This is a genomic window from Micromonospora sp. NPDC051227 (assembly GCF_044455385.1).
Classification (GTDB): domain Bacteria; phylum Actinomycetota; class Actinomycetes; order Mycobacteriales; family Micromonosporaceae; genus Micromonospora.
The window spans coordinates 661,158-674,718 of record NZ_JBITET010000001.1 but is presented as its reverse complement, the minus strand read 5'-3'; the positions used below and the strand labels follow the sequence as shown (position 1 = coordinate 674,718).

At 71.6% G+C, this 13,561-nt stretch carries 11 protein-coding genes; 4 read left to right on the top strand and 7 right to left on the bottom strand.

From position 1 onward, the window contains the following. The first annotated feature begins 69 nt into the window (after nucleotides 1-69). The gene (locus tag ACIA47_RS03115) at nucleotides 70-1,167 is read left to right on the top strand and encodes a winged helix DNA-binding domain-containing protein (RefSeq protein ID WP_396704988.1); all 1,098 of its coding nucleotides are present in this window, start codon (nucleotides 70-72) and stop codon (nucleotides 1,165-1,167) included. A gap of 36 nt (nucleotides 1,168-1,203) precedes the next feature. On the opposite strand, the gene ACIA47_RS03110 is transcribed toward ACIA47_RS03115, so the two are convergent. After that, entirely contained in the window at nucleotides 1,204-2,277 is a 1,074-nt protein-coding gene (locus tag ACIA47_RS03110) for a hypothetical protein (RefSeq protein ID WP_396704986.1), read from the bottom strand. A gap of 316 nt (nucleotides 2,278-2,593) precedes the next feature. Between ACIA47_RS03110 and ACIA47_RS03105 the strand changes: the two genes are divergently transcribed. After that, entirely contained in the window at nucleotides 2,594-3,322 is a 729-nt protein-coding gene (locus ACIA47_RS03105; RefSeq protein WP_203120551.1) for a cellulose binding domain-containing protein, read from the top strand. Between the two features lie 55 nt (nucleotides 3,323-3,377). Here ACIA47_RS03105 and ACIA47_RS03100 read toward each other — a convergent pair whose 3' ends face one another. The 4 genes from ACIA47_RS03100 to ACIA47_RS03085 all read right to left on the bottom strand — a co-directional run bounded on the left by ACIA47_RS03100 (nucleotide 3,378) and on the right by ACIA47_RS03085 (nucleotide 8,261). Beyond that, nucleotides 3,378-4,175 (bottom strand): SAM-dependent methyltransferase, encoded by a 798-nt coding sequence (locus tag ACIA47_RS03100; protein WP_396704984.1) that lies wholly within the window; start codon nucleotides 4,173-4,175, stop codon nucleotides 3,378-3,380. A gap of 128 nt (nucleotides 4,176-4,303) precedes the next feature. Continuing rightward, entirely contained in the window at nucleotides 4,304-4,960 is a 657-nt protein-coding gene (locus ACIA47_RS03095) for a response regulator transcription factor (protein ID WP_203120549.1), read from the bottom strand. Further along, entirely contained in the window at nucleotides 4,957-6,252 is a 1,296-nt protein-coding gene (locus tag ACIA47_RS03090; RefSeq protein WP_396704981.1) for a sensor histidine kinase, read from the bottom strand. Before ACIA47_RS03090 ends, ACIA47_RS03095 begins: the two co-directional genes overlap by 4 nt. A 41-nt stretch (nucleotides 6,253-6,293) precedes the next feature. After that, nucleotides 6,294-8,261 (bottom strand): serine hydrolase domain-containing protein, encoded by a 1,968-nt coding sequence (locus tag ACIA47_RS03085; RefSeq protein ID WP_396704979.1) that lies wholly within the window; start codon nucleotides 8,259-8,261, stop codon nucleotides 6,294-6,296. A gap of 318 nt (nucleotides 8,262-8,579) precedes the next feature. On the opposite strand from ACIA47_RS03085, the gene ACIA47_RS03080 reads away from it, so the two are divergent. Beyond that, nucleotides 8,580-9,293 (top strand): hypothetical protein, encoded by a 714-nt coding sequence (locus tag ACIA47_RS03080; RefSeq protein WP_396704977.1) that lies wholly within the window; start codon nucleotides 8,580-8,582, stop codon nucleotides 9,291-9,293. Here the strand turns inward: ACIA47_RS03080 and ACIA47_RS03075 are convergent. Beyond that, nucleotides 9,290-10,654: a serine/threonine-protein kinase gene (locus ACIA47_RS03075; RefSeq protein ID WP_396704975.1), complete on the bottom strand. Its 1,365-nt coding sequence runs from the start codon at nucleotides 10,652-10,654 to the stop codon at nucleotides 9,290-9,292. The two genes, ACIA47_RS03080 and ACIA47_RS03075, sit on opposite strands and share 4 nt — an antisense overlap. Nucleotides 10,655-10,710: 56 nt before the next feature. On the opposite strand from ACIA47_RS03075, the gene ACIA47_RS03070 reads away from it, so the two are divergent. After that, nucleotides 10,711-11,259 carry an RNA polymerase sigma factor gene (locus ACIA47_RS03070; RefSeq protein WP_396704973.1) on the top strand — a complete coding sequence of 183 codons (549 nt, stop codon included), beginning with the start codon at nucleotides 10,711-10,713 and terminating at the stop codon, nucleotides 11,257-11,259. A gap of 114 nt (nucleotides 11,260-11,373) precedes the next feature. Here ACIA47_RS03070 and helR read toward each other — a convergent pair whose 3' ends face one another. Further along, entirely contained in the window at nucleotides 11,374-13,509 is a 2,136-nt protein-coding gene (gene helR / locus ACIA47_RS03065; protein WP_396704971.1) for an RNA polymerase recycling motor ATPase HelR, read from the bottom strand. Nucleotides 13,510-13,561: the final 52 nt, after the last annotated feature.

Sequence of the window (13,561 nt, the reverse complement as noted above, 5' to 3'; positions counted from 1 at the left end):
GTATCCGAGACGCCGGGCACCCAGACTGTCGGCCCCCGGTCGGACAATGAGGTCGACCGAAGGGACCCGATGACAGTTCTCGACACCCGGGCGCTCAACCGCGCGACGCTCGCCCGACAGCTGCTGCTCGACCGCGCCGACCTGCCGACGCTCGACGCCGTCGCCCACCTCGGTGGCCTACAGGCCCAGGAGCCGCAGGAACCCTTCATCGGGCTGTGGTCGCGGCTACGCGCGTTCGACCCGACGGTGCTCTCCACCCTGCTGACCGAGCGACACGTGGTGCGCACCCACCTCATGCGCCGCACCGTCCACCTGCTCGTCGCCGACGACGCCGTGGCCTGGCGCCCGCGGCACGACGCCATGCTGCGCCAACGCGTGCTCGGGGTCTACCGCAGCGAGCTCGACGGGGTGGACCTCGACGATCTCGCTGCCGCCGCGCGGGCGGCGGTGGCCGACGGTGAGCCGCGCTCGATGCCCGAGATCGGGCGGGCGCTCGGCGAGCGCTGGCCGACGCCGGGGCCGCGGGTGCTGGGCGAGATCGCGGTCGCGCTGCTCCCGATGACACAGCTGCCGCCACGCGGGGTGTGGCGGGCGAAGGGGGGCGTGCGTTACGTCCTGCTCTCCGCGTGGCTGGGCCGGGAGATTCCCCCGTCGACCGTGGGGGGTGTCGATCCGGTCGGCCAGGTGCTCGTACGCCGCTATCTGGCCGCGTTCGGCCCGGCGACCACGTCCGACCTGCGCGCCTGGTGTGGCCTCGCCGGGCTGCCTGCCGCGGTGACCGCGATGCGGGACGAGTTGGTGCCCTTCCGCGACGAACGTGGCCGGAAGCTGATCGACCTCCCCGACGCGCCGCGCCCCGACCCGGACACACCCGCCCCGGTGCGGTTCCTGCCGGCGTTCGACAACGCCATCCTCGGCTACGACGACCGCAGCCGGATCATCGACGACGCCCACCGTCTCCTCTCGGTGGCCGGCGAACGCGTGGTGCTCGTCGACGGCCGGGTCGCGGCGACCTGGCGCGTCGAGTCGGGCACGGTGACCGTCAACCCACTACGCGGCTTCGCCCGAGCGGAACGGGCCGCCGTCAGCGAGCAGGGGCAGGCGCTGGCGTCCTTCCTCTCCGACAAAGAGAGCGACCGGGTACGGGTGAATTCGTCTCCCCGGTGACGGACCAGCACGGTCCGACCCCGGGGAACGAAGAGATCAGTCGACGGTCGGTGGAGCCGTCCTCGCCGCCTCGGCGAGCGCCGCCGCCGCGCCGGCGTACGGGTTGTAGCTGTAGGTGCGGGCCAGACCGGTCGGCACTGTGAAGTACGCGGCCGACAGTTTCGCCGGGTCGCTGGCGATCTCGCCACGCGCGGGGGCGTCGTTGCCGTCGTCCCAGCCCCAGGGCGCGTTGGCCGAGTTGGTCGAACAGCTCCAGGTGCCGACGCCGCAGTCGCCGGACGTGTCACCGGCGAACGTGCCCAGGCTGGCGAAGAGGCTCCCGTTGGACCGCTGCGCCCACAGGCCGCCGGCGGCGAAGATGTCGATCAGCTGGTACCGCACGTCGCGGTCGTTGCTGCTGCTGGGCGTCTCGGCGACGGTCGACGGGTAGTAGACCAGGCCGTCGCCGTTGATGTCGTACTGCGGGTGTGCCTTGAGGCCGTGGCCCTGTGCCTCCTGCGCCGTCACCGGGTGCTGGAACGTGTCGTGCGGTGACGCCTGGAACCGCAGGGTGCCGTCGATGCTCTCCCCGCCGCTGGTCCAGGTGCTGCCGGTCGGCGTGTAGGAGAAGAAGTCACTGTGCGCGACCGTGACGGCCGAGCGGAGAACGCCGTACGTGGAGCCGTCCCGCTCGATCGCGAACAGCGCGCCCTCACCGTCGTTCTCGTGTTCGGTCTCGAAGAAGGGGTGGTCGGTCCAGTCGCGCGGGTGGAAGAAGAAGTACGTGATGTACCAGTGGGTGCTCGTCTCCACGACGGAGTAGTACACGTGCGCGGCGAGTGCGGTACCTGCCTGGCCGGCGCGGTCCCAGTTGTCGCGTCCGTCCAGGTCGCCGTCGAAGTCGACACTGGTGAGGTAGTCCGACTGGCCGCTCAGGGCGTGGCTGCCGGTGGCGTCCACGTCCTGGTAGTGGATGGGCGCCCAGCGGAGGGCCAGCTCGGCCCGGCTGACGGCGGCGTCGGCGGGGGTCGGTGCGGCCAGCGCGGCGGCCGCCAGCAATGCTGCGGCGCCTGCCGCGATCAGCGCCCGCACTCCCCGGGGTCGCCGGGTCCTGCTCCTTGCGTCGAGCATGGTGTGCTCCCGTGTCCGAATGAATAGATACCAATAGATCATTCGGGATTCGGGCGCCCAGCGAGTGTCAGTGCGGCGACGAGGAAGCGGACGATGTTCGACGGGATCGGGATCAGGTTGTACCGATGTCCGTTGCCTGCCATGCTGTGGTTCGGTCGTGCTCGGGGAGCCAGCGCGCACCAGATCTCCTCCGGTCCACGGGGCGCACGTGGTGACCATGTCACCCGTGCCGGGCAGCCCTCGTCGTCGACCGGATCCCGAGCGCGGCACTGGCTACCACCTCGGTCATCGGTGCCCGGCAATCACGGAGGTACCGATGCTTCGCATGTTCCTCGCTGTCACGACCATGGCGCTGGCTACCTGGACCGGGACGACCACCACCGCCGAAGCGACAGCCATGCCGACGCCAACGCCGTCGGCGACACCGACGCCGGCCTGCCCACCGGCGTTGCCGATCAGCGCCAGCGTGACCGGGGCCACCACCACGAGCCTGACCATCACGTACTTCATCTTCTTCCGCCCACCCTGCGGCTACGACCCGCCGATGACCGTCAGCCTCTTCACCAGCCGCGAGGACGCCCAACAGTGGCGGGCCGCGGTCGCCGAGGGCGTCTCCGGGCCGGAGCGCAACGGCTCGGTGACCATTGACCGGCTCACTCCCGACACGGAGTACTGGTACCGGTTCACCGACGCCGACGGCAGACGGGACCCGTACGTGATCGCGTCAGCCCGGACCGCCTCGCTGACCTCGTGCCGCGCGACGGCCACGATCGACGCCAGCTGGGGCAGCGGCTTCGTCGCGACGGTCACGGTCCGCAACACCGGGACGCTTCCGCTGGACCAGTGGCGCGTCTCCTGGCGATGGTCCGGTGACGAGCAGGTCCACACGGCCTGGGGTGGGGTGGCCGAGACGGCCGGCTCCGACGTCACCGTTCGCAACGCCTCCTACAACGGGACGCTGGCGCTGGACGGGGCGACGACGTTCGGTCTACTCGTGTCGACCAGCGCGGTGCCCGACGCTCTGACCCTGACCTGCGCGGGGTGAACGACGTCCGCCCCGCTCCGCGGCGACAGCGGGAGCGGGGCGGACGTCGTGTCGGTCAGGGCTTGCGGGCCACCGCGCCGTAGGCGTCGATCCCGACGGCGTCGGGATCCTCCGGTCGCCACAGCGGAATCGGCACCAGGCCCGGCTCCACCATCGTCAGCCCGTCGAAGCAGCTCTCGAGGTCCTCCGGGCTGCGCAGGATGTACGGAACTCCGCCGCTCTGCGCCAGCCGCTCGGCACCGGAGACCACCGCCGGGCTGGTGTTGGTGCCGTCCCAGAGCACCAGGTGTGAGCCGGACGGCACCGCGTCCATCGTGCGCCCGACGATCGAGCGCACCACGTCCAGGTCGGGCTCGTAGCCCATCACGCCCATGTACATCACGGCGATGGGTTGGTCGAAGTCGAGCGTCTGCGCCGCCTCGGCGAGGATCTTCCCCGGGTCGTGGTAATCGGCCGGGACGTAGGTGGTGACACCCTCCGACGTCGTGCTGGCCAGCAGTGCCCGCGCGTGCACCAGCACCATCGGGTCGTTGTCCACGTAGACGATCCGCGAGTCGGGCGCCACACCCTGGGCGACCGCGTGCGTGTTCTGCATGGTGGGCAGGCCGGTGCCGATGTCCAGGAACTGCCGGATGCCCGCCTCGGCCGCGAGGTGACGCACGGCCCGCACCAGGAACACGCGCGACTGCTGCGCCATGAGGACGATCTCCGGGTAGACCTCGGCGACAGCGTCGCCGGCCGCCCGGTCGGACTGGAAGTTGTCCTTGCCGCCCATCCAGTAGTTCCAGATCCGCGCCGCGTGCGGCACGTCGGGCTGAAGCTTCGCGGCGAGTTCGGGGTCCGGGCCGGCCATGCCTGGCTCCTATCGAGGGGTCGTCAGCTGGAGGTCACCACAGCGGTACGAGCGGGATGGTACTCCGACAATGTCCACTCTCGACCAGCGGTGGACCCACCGCCGCCGGGCAGGGGATCAGGTCGCTGTCACCGGTGGACCACCCCGTTCTGGTACGCCCAGACGACAGTCTGTAGCCGATCCCGTGCGCCGATCTTCGCCATGGCGCGTCCGAGGTGCGACTTGACAGTGCTGGTCTCGATGAAGAGCTGCTCGGCGATCTCGACGTTCGAAAGGCCCTGCGCGAGCAACTCCACGATCTCGGTCTCCCGCGCCGTCAGCTGGTGCGCTGCCGCCGCGTCGGAGCGGGGAGCGGGCGTACGCCTGGCGAACTCCGAGATCACCCGACGGGTGACGGCCTGGTCGACGAGCCCGTACCCGCTCGCGAGGCGGCGGATCGCTTCGATCAGCTCCTCGGGCTCACAGTCCTTGAGGATGAACCCGCTGGCGCCGGACTCCAACGCGCCGAAGACGTACTCATCGAGGTCGAAGGTCGTCACGACCAGCACCGCCGGTGGCGTCCCGGTCGCCTCGGCGACGATCTGCCGGGTCGCGGTGAGCCCGTCGCCGTGTGGCATCCGAACGTCCATGCAGATGACGTCCGGTTGCAGCCGGCGGGCCAGCTCGACGGCGGCGGACCCGTTCGACGCCTCCGCCACGACCTCGAAATCGCCGGCCTGCTCCAGGATGACGCGGAAGCCGGCCCGGACCACGGCCTGGTCGTCGACGAGCATCACTCTGATCATGCTGGTGCCTCTTCCTTCGGCCGGGATGCGGCGGGACCGTTCGTCGGGAGGGTCGCGGCGACCGACCAGCCACCGGCCGCCGTCGGGCCGGCGGTGAACGTCGCCCCGATCAGCTGGGCGCGCTCCCGCATACCCACCAGGCCGACGCCACCGGTCCGTGCCGCCGGTACGCGTCGCGGCGCGGCGGGTTCGTTCACCACCTCCAGCGACACCGAGCGGGGCTCGAAGCGGAGCACCACCCGCGCCGCAGCGCCCGGGGCGTGCTGGCGGGCGTTGCTGAGCGACTCCTGCGCGATCCGGTAGAGCGCGACGTCGGCGATCGGCGGCACCTCGCGCTGCTCGCCCTCCCGGACGAACTCCACCGGGCCGGCGAGGTTGCCAGCGGTGCGGACGAGATCGTCGAGCATGCCCAGCCCCGGCACCGGGGCGGCGCCGTCGCCGCCCTCGTGCCCGGGCCTGCCGCGCAGCACACCGACGACCAGCCGCAGGTTGTCCAGGGTCTCCTTGCCCTGGCTGCGGATCCAGGCCACACCGGCCTTCGCGGCCACCGGGTCCCGGTCGATCAGCCGCTCGACCGCCGCCGCCTGCACGACCATGCCGGAGAGGTGGTGCGCGGCCACGTCGTGCAACTCCCGGGCCATTCGGGAGCGCTCCGCGCCGATCGCCGCCTGGACCTTCGTGCGCTGCTCCCGGATCGCCTCGTCCGCCCGCACCCGGACCAACTCGACGTAGCGCCGGTAGGTGGCCACATAGCCGCCGACGAACGTCGCGCTGGCGTAGGTCAGGGCGCTCGCCGAGACGTACGCGACGGCAGTCAGCAGATCCGCTGTCACCACGACGGCCGCCCCGATCGACTCCACCAGCACGACAGCGCCGACGGCCAGCAGCGCACGGCGGACCGGCAGCAACGACCCGACGGTGTACGCCACGACGAACGGTGCGAGACCCCGGATGGTCACCTCGGGCAGGGAGAAGCCGATGATGGGCAGTTGGAAGCCGACGACGAGCGCGAGGCAGAGCAGCGGCCGGACCCGACGCAGGCACAGCAGCATCGCCTGCGCGCAGCAGATGGCGACGAGCAGCCAGGCCCGCGCCGGGTCGAACGACACCCCGTCCTCCGGTGCCACGAACCAGAACAGCGCGGTGAACAGCACGAACGTCAGGACGGTCAGCGCCGCGGCCAGCAGGCAGTCCCGGAGGAACACTCCGGTCACCCCGATCCGGGTGAGCCGTCCGTCGAGCCACTTCGTCAGTCGTGGTGTGCCGGGTTCGGTGTCGGCGTGGTCCCTCATGGGGTGCGCATCCTTGCTCCGGATCGTCCCGGGTCGGCGGGTCAGTAGGAGATGCTAGGCGCGAGCAGGCGGAACTCCACGGCGAACCAGCCCGCGCCGGCGAGAGCGAACAGGATCAGGCCGCTGGCGGTGATCCGCCGCCAGCCGAGGTGGCGTCGCACGTCGTCGATCAGCCGGACCGCGGCGGGCAGCACTCCGAGCAGACCGACCAGTTGCAGCACCTGAATGGTGCGCAGGACGGGCCCGGGAACGTCCTGGAGGCTCATGATGCTGCCGATGCTCAGCACCCAACCGACGAACGCGAGCAGCGTGCCGGCGACGGCGAGGCGGCTCAGGATCCGCGCGGTACGCCCCGCCCGCTCCCGGGGGGCGCGGCCGAGCCGACGGCGGACGATCGCGCCGACCGGCCAGGACAGGACGGTGAGCAGCAGCACGACTGTGGACAGGGCCAGCACCGGGATGGCCACAGTGGAAGCGCGGGCCGGCTCGACGGGCAGCAACGCGAACGCGGAGTCGAAGCTGATCGCCTCGACCCGGTCGTCGGTCGCCCGCATGGCGATCCTGCGCTGCCCGCCGACCTCGCGCCAGACCCAGGGGGCCACCTCCTCGTAGCGGGCGGGGGAGTCCGACAGCGGGCCCGGCTCCACCAGCAACCGGTCGCCGTCGGCGACGCTGACAGTGGTCCGACCGACCAGACCGATCGCCGTCAGGAAGTTGCTCTGAATCGCTCGCGAGGACTCGTACGTGCCGGCGGCCAGCGCGGCGTGCTTCGCGGTGGTCGCCGGGTCCACACCAACGGTCGGCTGGTCGTCGACGGAGGGGAAGTAGCGGTCGGCGAAGCCGTTCACGATCGACTCGCGAAGCTCGTGGCTGTCGAGGGCGCCGGAGCCGTTGCTGTTGAGGGAGAGGAAGATGCCGGCCCGGTCGTCGGGGTAGATCTGCAGGTGGGAGTGGAAGTACTTGGTGTCGCCGCCGTGGCCGAGGATCCGGTGGCCGTTGCGGTCCTCGGTGAAGAAGCCGAGGGTCATCCGGGGCCCGTCGGCCAGCGTGCCCAGCGACGTCGCGTCGAGTGCCGGCCGCTGCATCAGCTCGCGGGTCGGTTGGTCCAGCAGGGGCGCGAAGCCCACCGGCTCGCCGAGCTGGGCGAGCATGAATCGTGCCATGTCCGTCGCCGGGGCGCTCAGCGCACCGGGCGGGGGCGTGCCGACGATCTCGAACGGCGCGGCGGGCCCGGCGGAGGTGTCGTACCCGTTGGACATCCGGTCGCGCAGCGCCGCCGGGAGGGGCTGCTCGAAGGTCGACGACGGCATGCCCGCGCGGTCCAGGATATTGCGTTGGACGTACTCCTCGAAGCGCGTCCCGCTGACGCGTTCGACGATGTGGCCGGCGAGCGCGTTGCTGTAGTTGGAGTACGCGGGGACGGTGCCGGGCTGGTAGATCTGCTCCGGTGGGTCGGTCATCAGGGCCTTGCGCAGATTGAGGTCGCCGCCGTCGGTACCGATGAGGCCGGCGATCCGCTCCTCGAAGCCGGCGGTGTGCGTGAGCAGGTGCCGCACTGTGACGGCCCGCTCGTAGCGGAGGGGCAGTTCGAAGTCGAGGTACGTCTTGACGTCGGTGTCGAGGTCGAGCTTCCCGCTCTGCACGAGTTGCAGCACCGCGGTGGCGGTGACGAGCTTCGACACCGATCCCATCCGGAACAGATGCCGGTCCGGGTCGACCGGTACGGCCGCGTTCCCGCCGGTGCCGGTGTCGGCGTACCCGTACCCCCGGGTCGTGAGGATCTTGCCGTTGTTCACGACGGCGACAGTGGCTCCCGCGATGCCGGTACGGTCGAGTGCGGCTGGCAGCAGGCCGTCGAGCCAGGCGTTGACGTCGGTGTCGGTCAGGGCGGCACCCGCCCCGCTCGCTGCGGCGGGTGCCGCCGGAGCTTCGATGTGCGGTGCCGGGTGGTGCTGGGGCGCGGCGCAGGCGGCGGCGCCCACGGCGATGACGACAGCGGTCGCCAGCACCGCGCCGAGTCGGACGAGAGGCCGGGCGGTTCGGGGTGAACCGGGTGCGTGAAGCGGAAGAGAGCGCATCGTCTGCCAGTGCCTTTCCTGACGAACGGGTGTCCGGAGCAGGTCCGTACGGCGTCACCCGATGCCTTGGGACAAGCCTGTTCGGGTGATCGCCCCGAGCCATCTGGCGCGAGACGGCAATGCGCTTACGACTTGAGGAGGAGGGCGGGTGCACCGATGGTGGGCAGAGGTGCCGCCCCGGTCGCGTGAACCAATGCCCGTACCGGTGCATCAAACCCTGTGACAGACCCCGCGGAGGAAGGACCACCCATGCGCGGCAACCTGCTCGTCGGTGCGATGCTCACCCTTACGTTCGTCGCCAGTTGCACGTCACCGGTGGAACGGGTCGGCGGCGATGCCCAGCCCGCCGGCTCTCCGTCCGTTAGCGCGAGCCCGCCCAGCCCGTCGGCGTCGAGCGCCCCGGCGACCGGCAGCGCCGGCCCGAGTGCTCCGGCCACCCGCAGCGCCACCCCGGGCGCCCCGACCACCCGCACCTCCCGGCCGGCCGCTCCGGTGAGCGAGATCAGGCGGACCGACTGGCCGAATGCGGTGATCCAGCACCTGGGCTTCTGCGGCGAGTCCGACGACTCCGTGAAGTTCCGGAACGGGTCGAACGGCCTCGACATCCCCTGCCGGATCCTGCCGAACGGCGCGCGGCCGGTATACGCCGATTTCGTCACCGAGGAGCCGGCAAACGCGCCGTCGACCGAGGACGCGCTCGTCCTCGTCGAACTGGGCAACCCCGACGCGGCACGGCGGCAGGCCCTCGTGCCGGTCCAGCTCTCGTACAACGGCCGAGAGCGGTACGCGTGGCCGGTCATTCTGGGGGACGATTCCAGCCCGTCGGGCGACCGGGTCATGACGTTCGTCTCGTACCGAGTGGTGGGGCAGAACGTGCAGGCCACCGTCCGCAAGCTGGACGGCGGCACCGAGATCCGTCGGTGGCGCAGGGCCGACGGAAGCGGCAACTGGGAACGGTACTAGCGTTGTTCGACCATCGAGCCGTTCACCCGCAGCGTGCCGAGGATCTCGTCGGTGCGGTCGACGCCGTCGGTCTGCTTGACCTGGACGTACACGCCGAAGGTGCCGGCCGCCGCGACCAGGGTGACCTCGCTGAACGACGTCTGCGCGCCACCGCATCGCGCCCAGTGCCGGACGGTTCCACTGAACGCGGCGACGGTGACCGCCCGGCCGGCGGCGGGTGTGCACCCCCGGTGATCGGGCAGCGTCGGCTGCTCCGCACCGCGCAGCCCGGGGCTCACTCCCACGAAGACCCCCGGTGTCGCGCTGTCGACATCGGACCACTCGGTGAGGTCGGCTCCGACGAGCAGGCCGGGGCCGCGCCCGTCGGCGAGGCCGATCACCGTCGGGTCCCAGCCGCCGTCGCGCAGTTGCCGTGCCCAGCCGCCGGGAACGGCCACCGAGACAGCGCCGGTCGTGTCACCCACCCGGGTCCAGCCGTGCGGCGCTGTGGCGGCGGTGGCGGATCCGGCCATGACCAGCGTCGCGGTCACGGTGCCGACGGCGGCGAGGAACCGGCGGATGCGCCGCGGCGGCGGGCGGGCCGCCAGCTGCCGGCTGGCGAGCAGACCCTCCACCGCGGCGGCGTACGCGGCCGAGGTGGGCCAGCGGCGCTCCGGATCGCGATGCATCGCCCGGCGGACGACGCGCTCGACGGCGGCGGGTGCGCAGGGTGCCGCCGCCACCGGCTGCCCGGGCGGCGAGCCGGTCAACATGTGGTGCGTCAGCGCGCCGATCGCGTACACGTCGGCGCGCACGTCGATCCCTCCGCCGGGGACGAGCTGCTCGGGCGCCATGTAGGCGGGCGTGCCGGCGATCACGGTGAAGCCGGACGCGTGCGCGAGCGTCTTGGCCAGCCCCAGGTCGGCGACCAACACCCGGTCACCGGTCGGGGTGGGGTCGAACAGCACGTTGGAGGGTTTGAGGTCGCGGTGCAGCACGCCGCTGTCGTGCAGGACCGCCACCGCCCTTGCGATGTCGGCGGCGATCCGCAGCGCCGAGCGCACCGGCATCGGCCCGCCGCTCAGCCGGTCGGCCAGCGTGCCGCCAGCGGCGTACGTCATCACCAGGTACGGCCGACCGTCGGGCAGCTCACCGATGTCCAACACCCGGACCAGGTGATCGGAGTCGACCTGCCGCATGAACCGGGCCTCCTGGCGGAAGCGCCCCCGGATGTCGGCCCGCTGCGACCAGTTGTCGGCGAGCACCTTCACGGCCACCGGCGAGTGCAGCTCGTCGTCGTACGCCAGCCACACGGTGGCGAACGCACCGGCGCCGACGGGGCGTGCGATGCGGTACCGACCAACCTGCGGCGGGATGGACACGATCGTATTATCCGGCCACCGGGACTCCGGTGACGCCCACGAGCGGGGGAGCGCGGGTGGCGAAGGAATCTGACACCGAGGAGCTGGCGAGGCGGGCGGCGGCCGGCGACAGCGCCGCACTCAACGCGCTGCTGGCCGCGATCGGTCCACGGGTGTTGGAGCAGTGCGGGCGATTCCTGCCCTGTCGGCAGGACGCGGAAGAGGCGGCGCAGGACGCGTTGTTACAGGTGGCCCGGCACATCCACCGGTTCGAGGGGCGGTCGCTCTTCTCCACCTGGTTGCACACCGTGGTCGCCAACTGCGCCCGCCAGACCTACCGGTCACTGCGACGACGAGCGGCCGAGCGGCCCAGCGCGCTGCTGCCCGTCGAGGTGGCCGACCCCCGCACGACGAGCGTCATCGCGGGATCGCGCCTCGACCTGTTGGACGCGCTGGACCGGCTGGAGGCGCACCGGCCGGAGCTGGCGACGGCCCTCGTGCTCCGCGACCTGTGTCAGCTCGACTATCAGGAGATCGCCGGGCAGCTGGGCATTCCGATCGGCACGCTGAAGTCCCGGATCCATCACGGCCGTCGGTACCTCCGGGAGACGTTGCGGGGTAGTTGAGCGATCCGTACGTCGATCCGTGGGTTTGCCCCGATCGAGGGACATCGTTTGACGTGTACGTCGTGCACCTTACCGACCGCCGAAGGGTCCTGCTCCGGGACAGCACCCCGAACCTCAACCGCTGGTTAGGAGCACGAGTTGCTGGGTGGCTCGGGTCATTGCGACGTAGCGGTCGACCGCCCCCGAGATGCCGGTGCCGAAGGTTTCCGGGTCGACGAGGACGACCAGGTCGAACTCCAGCCCCTTGGCCTGCTCCGGGCTCAGTGACCGGACGCGGGCCGTGGGCGGGAACGTCGGGTCGCCGATGACGCAGGCGATCCCGTCGGCGTGCGCGGCGAGCCAGGTGTCGAGGATCGACCCCAGGTCGGCGACCGGTCCGTGAACGACGGGAAGTCCGTTGCCACGGATGGAGGTCGGCACGTTGGCGTCGGGGAGCACGGCCCGGATGACCGGTTCGGCCTCCACCATGACCTCCGCTGGCGTCCGGTAGTTGATGCTCAACGAAGCCAGGGTGACCCGGTCGAGCCCGATCCGCTTGAGGCGTTCCTGCCACGACTCGGTGAACCCGTGCCGGGCCTGGGCACGGTCTCCCACGATGGTGAAGCTGCGCGACGGGCAGCGCGCCAGCAGCATCTGCCACTGGGCGTCGGTCAGCTCCTGCGCCTCGTCGACGACGATGTGCGCGAACGGGCCGGCCAGCAGGTCCGGGTCGGCGTCCGGCAGCGCGGAATCGTCGACCAGGACGTCGCGCAGGTCGGGTTGACGCAGCATCGCCAACAGGCCCTCGCCGTCGTCGTAGGTGTCGGCCGCGAGCAGCTCGTCGACGACCCGGGCCATGTGCTCGCGTTCGACAGCGGCGGCCGGGTCACGCCGACGGGTGCGCCCCGCCCTCTCCGCGTCGCCGAGCCGCTGCCGCGCCGCGTCGAGCAGCGGCAGATCGGACACGGTCCAGGCCCGGGGCTCGTCGCGTTGCAGCTTGCGCACCTCCGCCGGGCTGAGCCACGGCGCGCACCTGCGCAGGTACGCGGGCACCGACCACAGGTCACCCACGAGATCGGCCGCGTCGAGCAACGGCCAGGCACGGTTGACAGCCGCCCGCAGCTCCCGGTTACGCAGCAGCGAGTCGCGCAGCACGTCGTCCGGCTCCTCGCCGTCGTACCGGTCGATGAGGATGGTCAGCAACTCCTCCCAGATCTCCTCGCGCGCCTCGTTGTGCGGGGTGCCCGGACCCGGCGCCTGGAACGCGTCGGCCCAGTCGTCGGCGCTCAGGCGGACGTCGGAGTCGCCCACCGGGACCGTCATCGGGGCGACCGGCGGGTCCTCGTAGAACCGGACGGCCGCGTCGATCGCCCGGACCAGCTCGGCCGACGACTTCAGCCGAGCGACCTCCGGGTCGGTGTCGACGGCTGCGGTGGCCCCCTCTGCGACGAGGTCGCGCAGGGTGCAGGTCTGCACGTCCTCCTCTCCGAGGCTGGGCAGGACGTCGGCGACGTAGGCCAGGTAGGGCTGGTGCGGCCCCACGAAGAGCACCCCACCCCGGCGCTGATTGAGACGCGGGTCGGAGTAGAGCAGGTACGCGGTGCGGTGCAGGGCGACGACGGTCTTACCGGTGCCCGGACCGCCGTCGACCACGAGGGCGCCGGCCGAGCCCGCCCGGATGATGGCGTCCTGGTCCGCCTGGATCGTGCTGAGCACGTCGCGCATCCGGGCCGACCGGGCGCTGCCCAGACTGGCGATGAAGGCGGACTGGTCGTCGAGCGCGACGGCGTGCCCCACGAACCCGTCCGGGGTGAACACCTCGTCCCAGTAGTCGCTGATCCGGCCGCGGGTCCAACGGTAGCGGCGGCGGCTCGCCAGGCCCATCGGGTTGGCGTGAGTCGCGCCGAAGAACGGCTCGGCGGCGGGTGAGCGCCAGTCGAGCAGCAGCCGCCGGCCCAGGCTGTCGGTCAAACCGCGTCGTCCGACGTACACCGGCTCGGGGTTGTCCGCCTCGACCACGTGGCCGAGGCACAGGTCCAGCCCGTAGCGGCTCAGCGAGCGCAGGCGGGCGGTCAGCCGGCGGACCTCCTCGTCCCGGTCGACGGCCTGCCGGCCCTTGCCGCCGGGCGCCCGGCGCGCGGCGTCCAGACGGTCGGACAGCTCGGCGCTCAGCTGCGCGAGGCCCTGCGCCATGGCCGCGAAGTGCCGCTCGTCGTGGGCGATGAGCGCCGGGTCGGCCTTGGGAGCGAGGTGATCGGGAAGTTCGAACACGGAGGTAGGCAAGGAATCCAATTCATGACTTCCATTTCGGCAGAATTTGGCC

Coding starts and splice junctions, on each gene's coding strand:
- ACIA47_RS03080 (WP_396704977.1), top strand. CDS start 8,580: ATGCGCGGCAACCTGCTCGTCGGTGCGATGCTCACCCTTACGTTCGTC.
- ACIA47_RS03095 (WP_203120549.1), bottom strand. CDS start 4,960: ATGATCAGAGTGATGCTCGTCGACGACCAGGCCGTGGTCCGGGCCGGC.
- ACIA47_RS03100 (WP_396704984.1), bottom strand. CDS start 4,175: ATGGCCGGCCCGGACCCCGAACTCGCCGCGAAGCTTCAGCCCGACGTG.
- ACIA47_RS03090 (WP_396704981.1), bottom strand. CDS start 6,252: ATGAGGGACCACGCCGACACCGAACCCGGCACACCACGACTGACGAAG.
- ACIA47_RS03110 (WP_396704986.1), bottom strand. CDS start 2,277: ATGCTCGACGCAAGGAGCAGGACCCGGCGACCCCGGGGAGTGCGGGCG.
- ACIA47_RS03105 (WP_203120551.1), top strand. CDS start 2,594: ATGCTTCGCATGTTCCTCGCTGTCACGACCATGGCGCTGGCTACCTGG.
- ACIA47_RS03115 (WP_396704988.1), top strand. CDS start 70: ATGACAGTTCTCGACACCCGGGCGCTCAACCGCGCGACGCTCGCCCGA.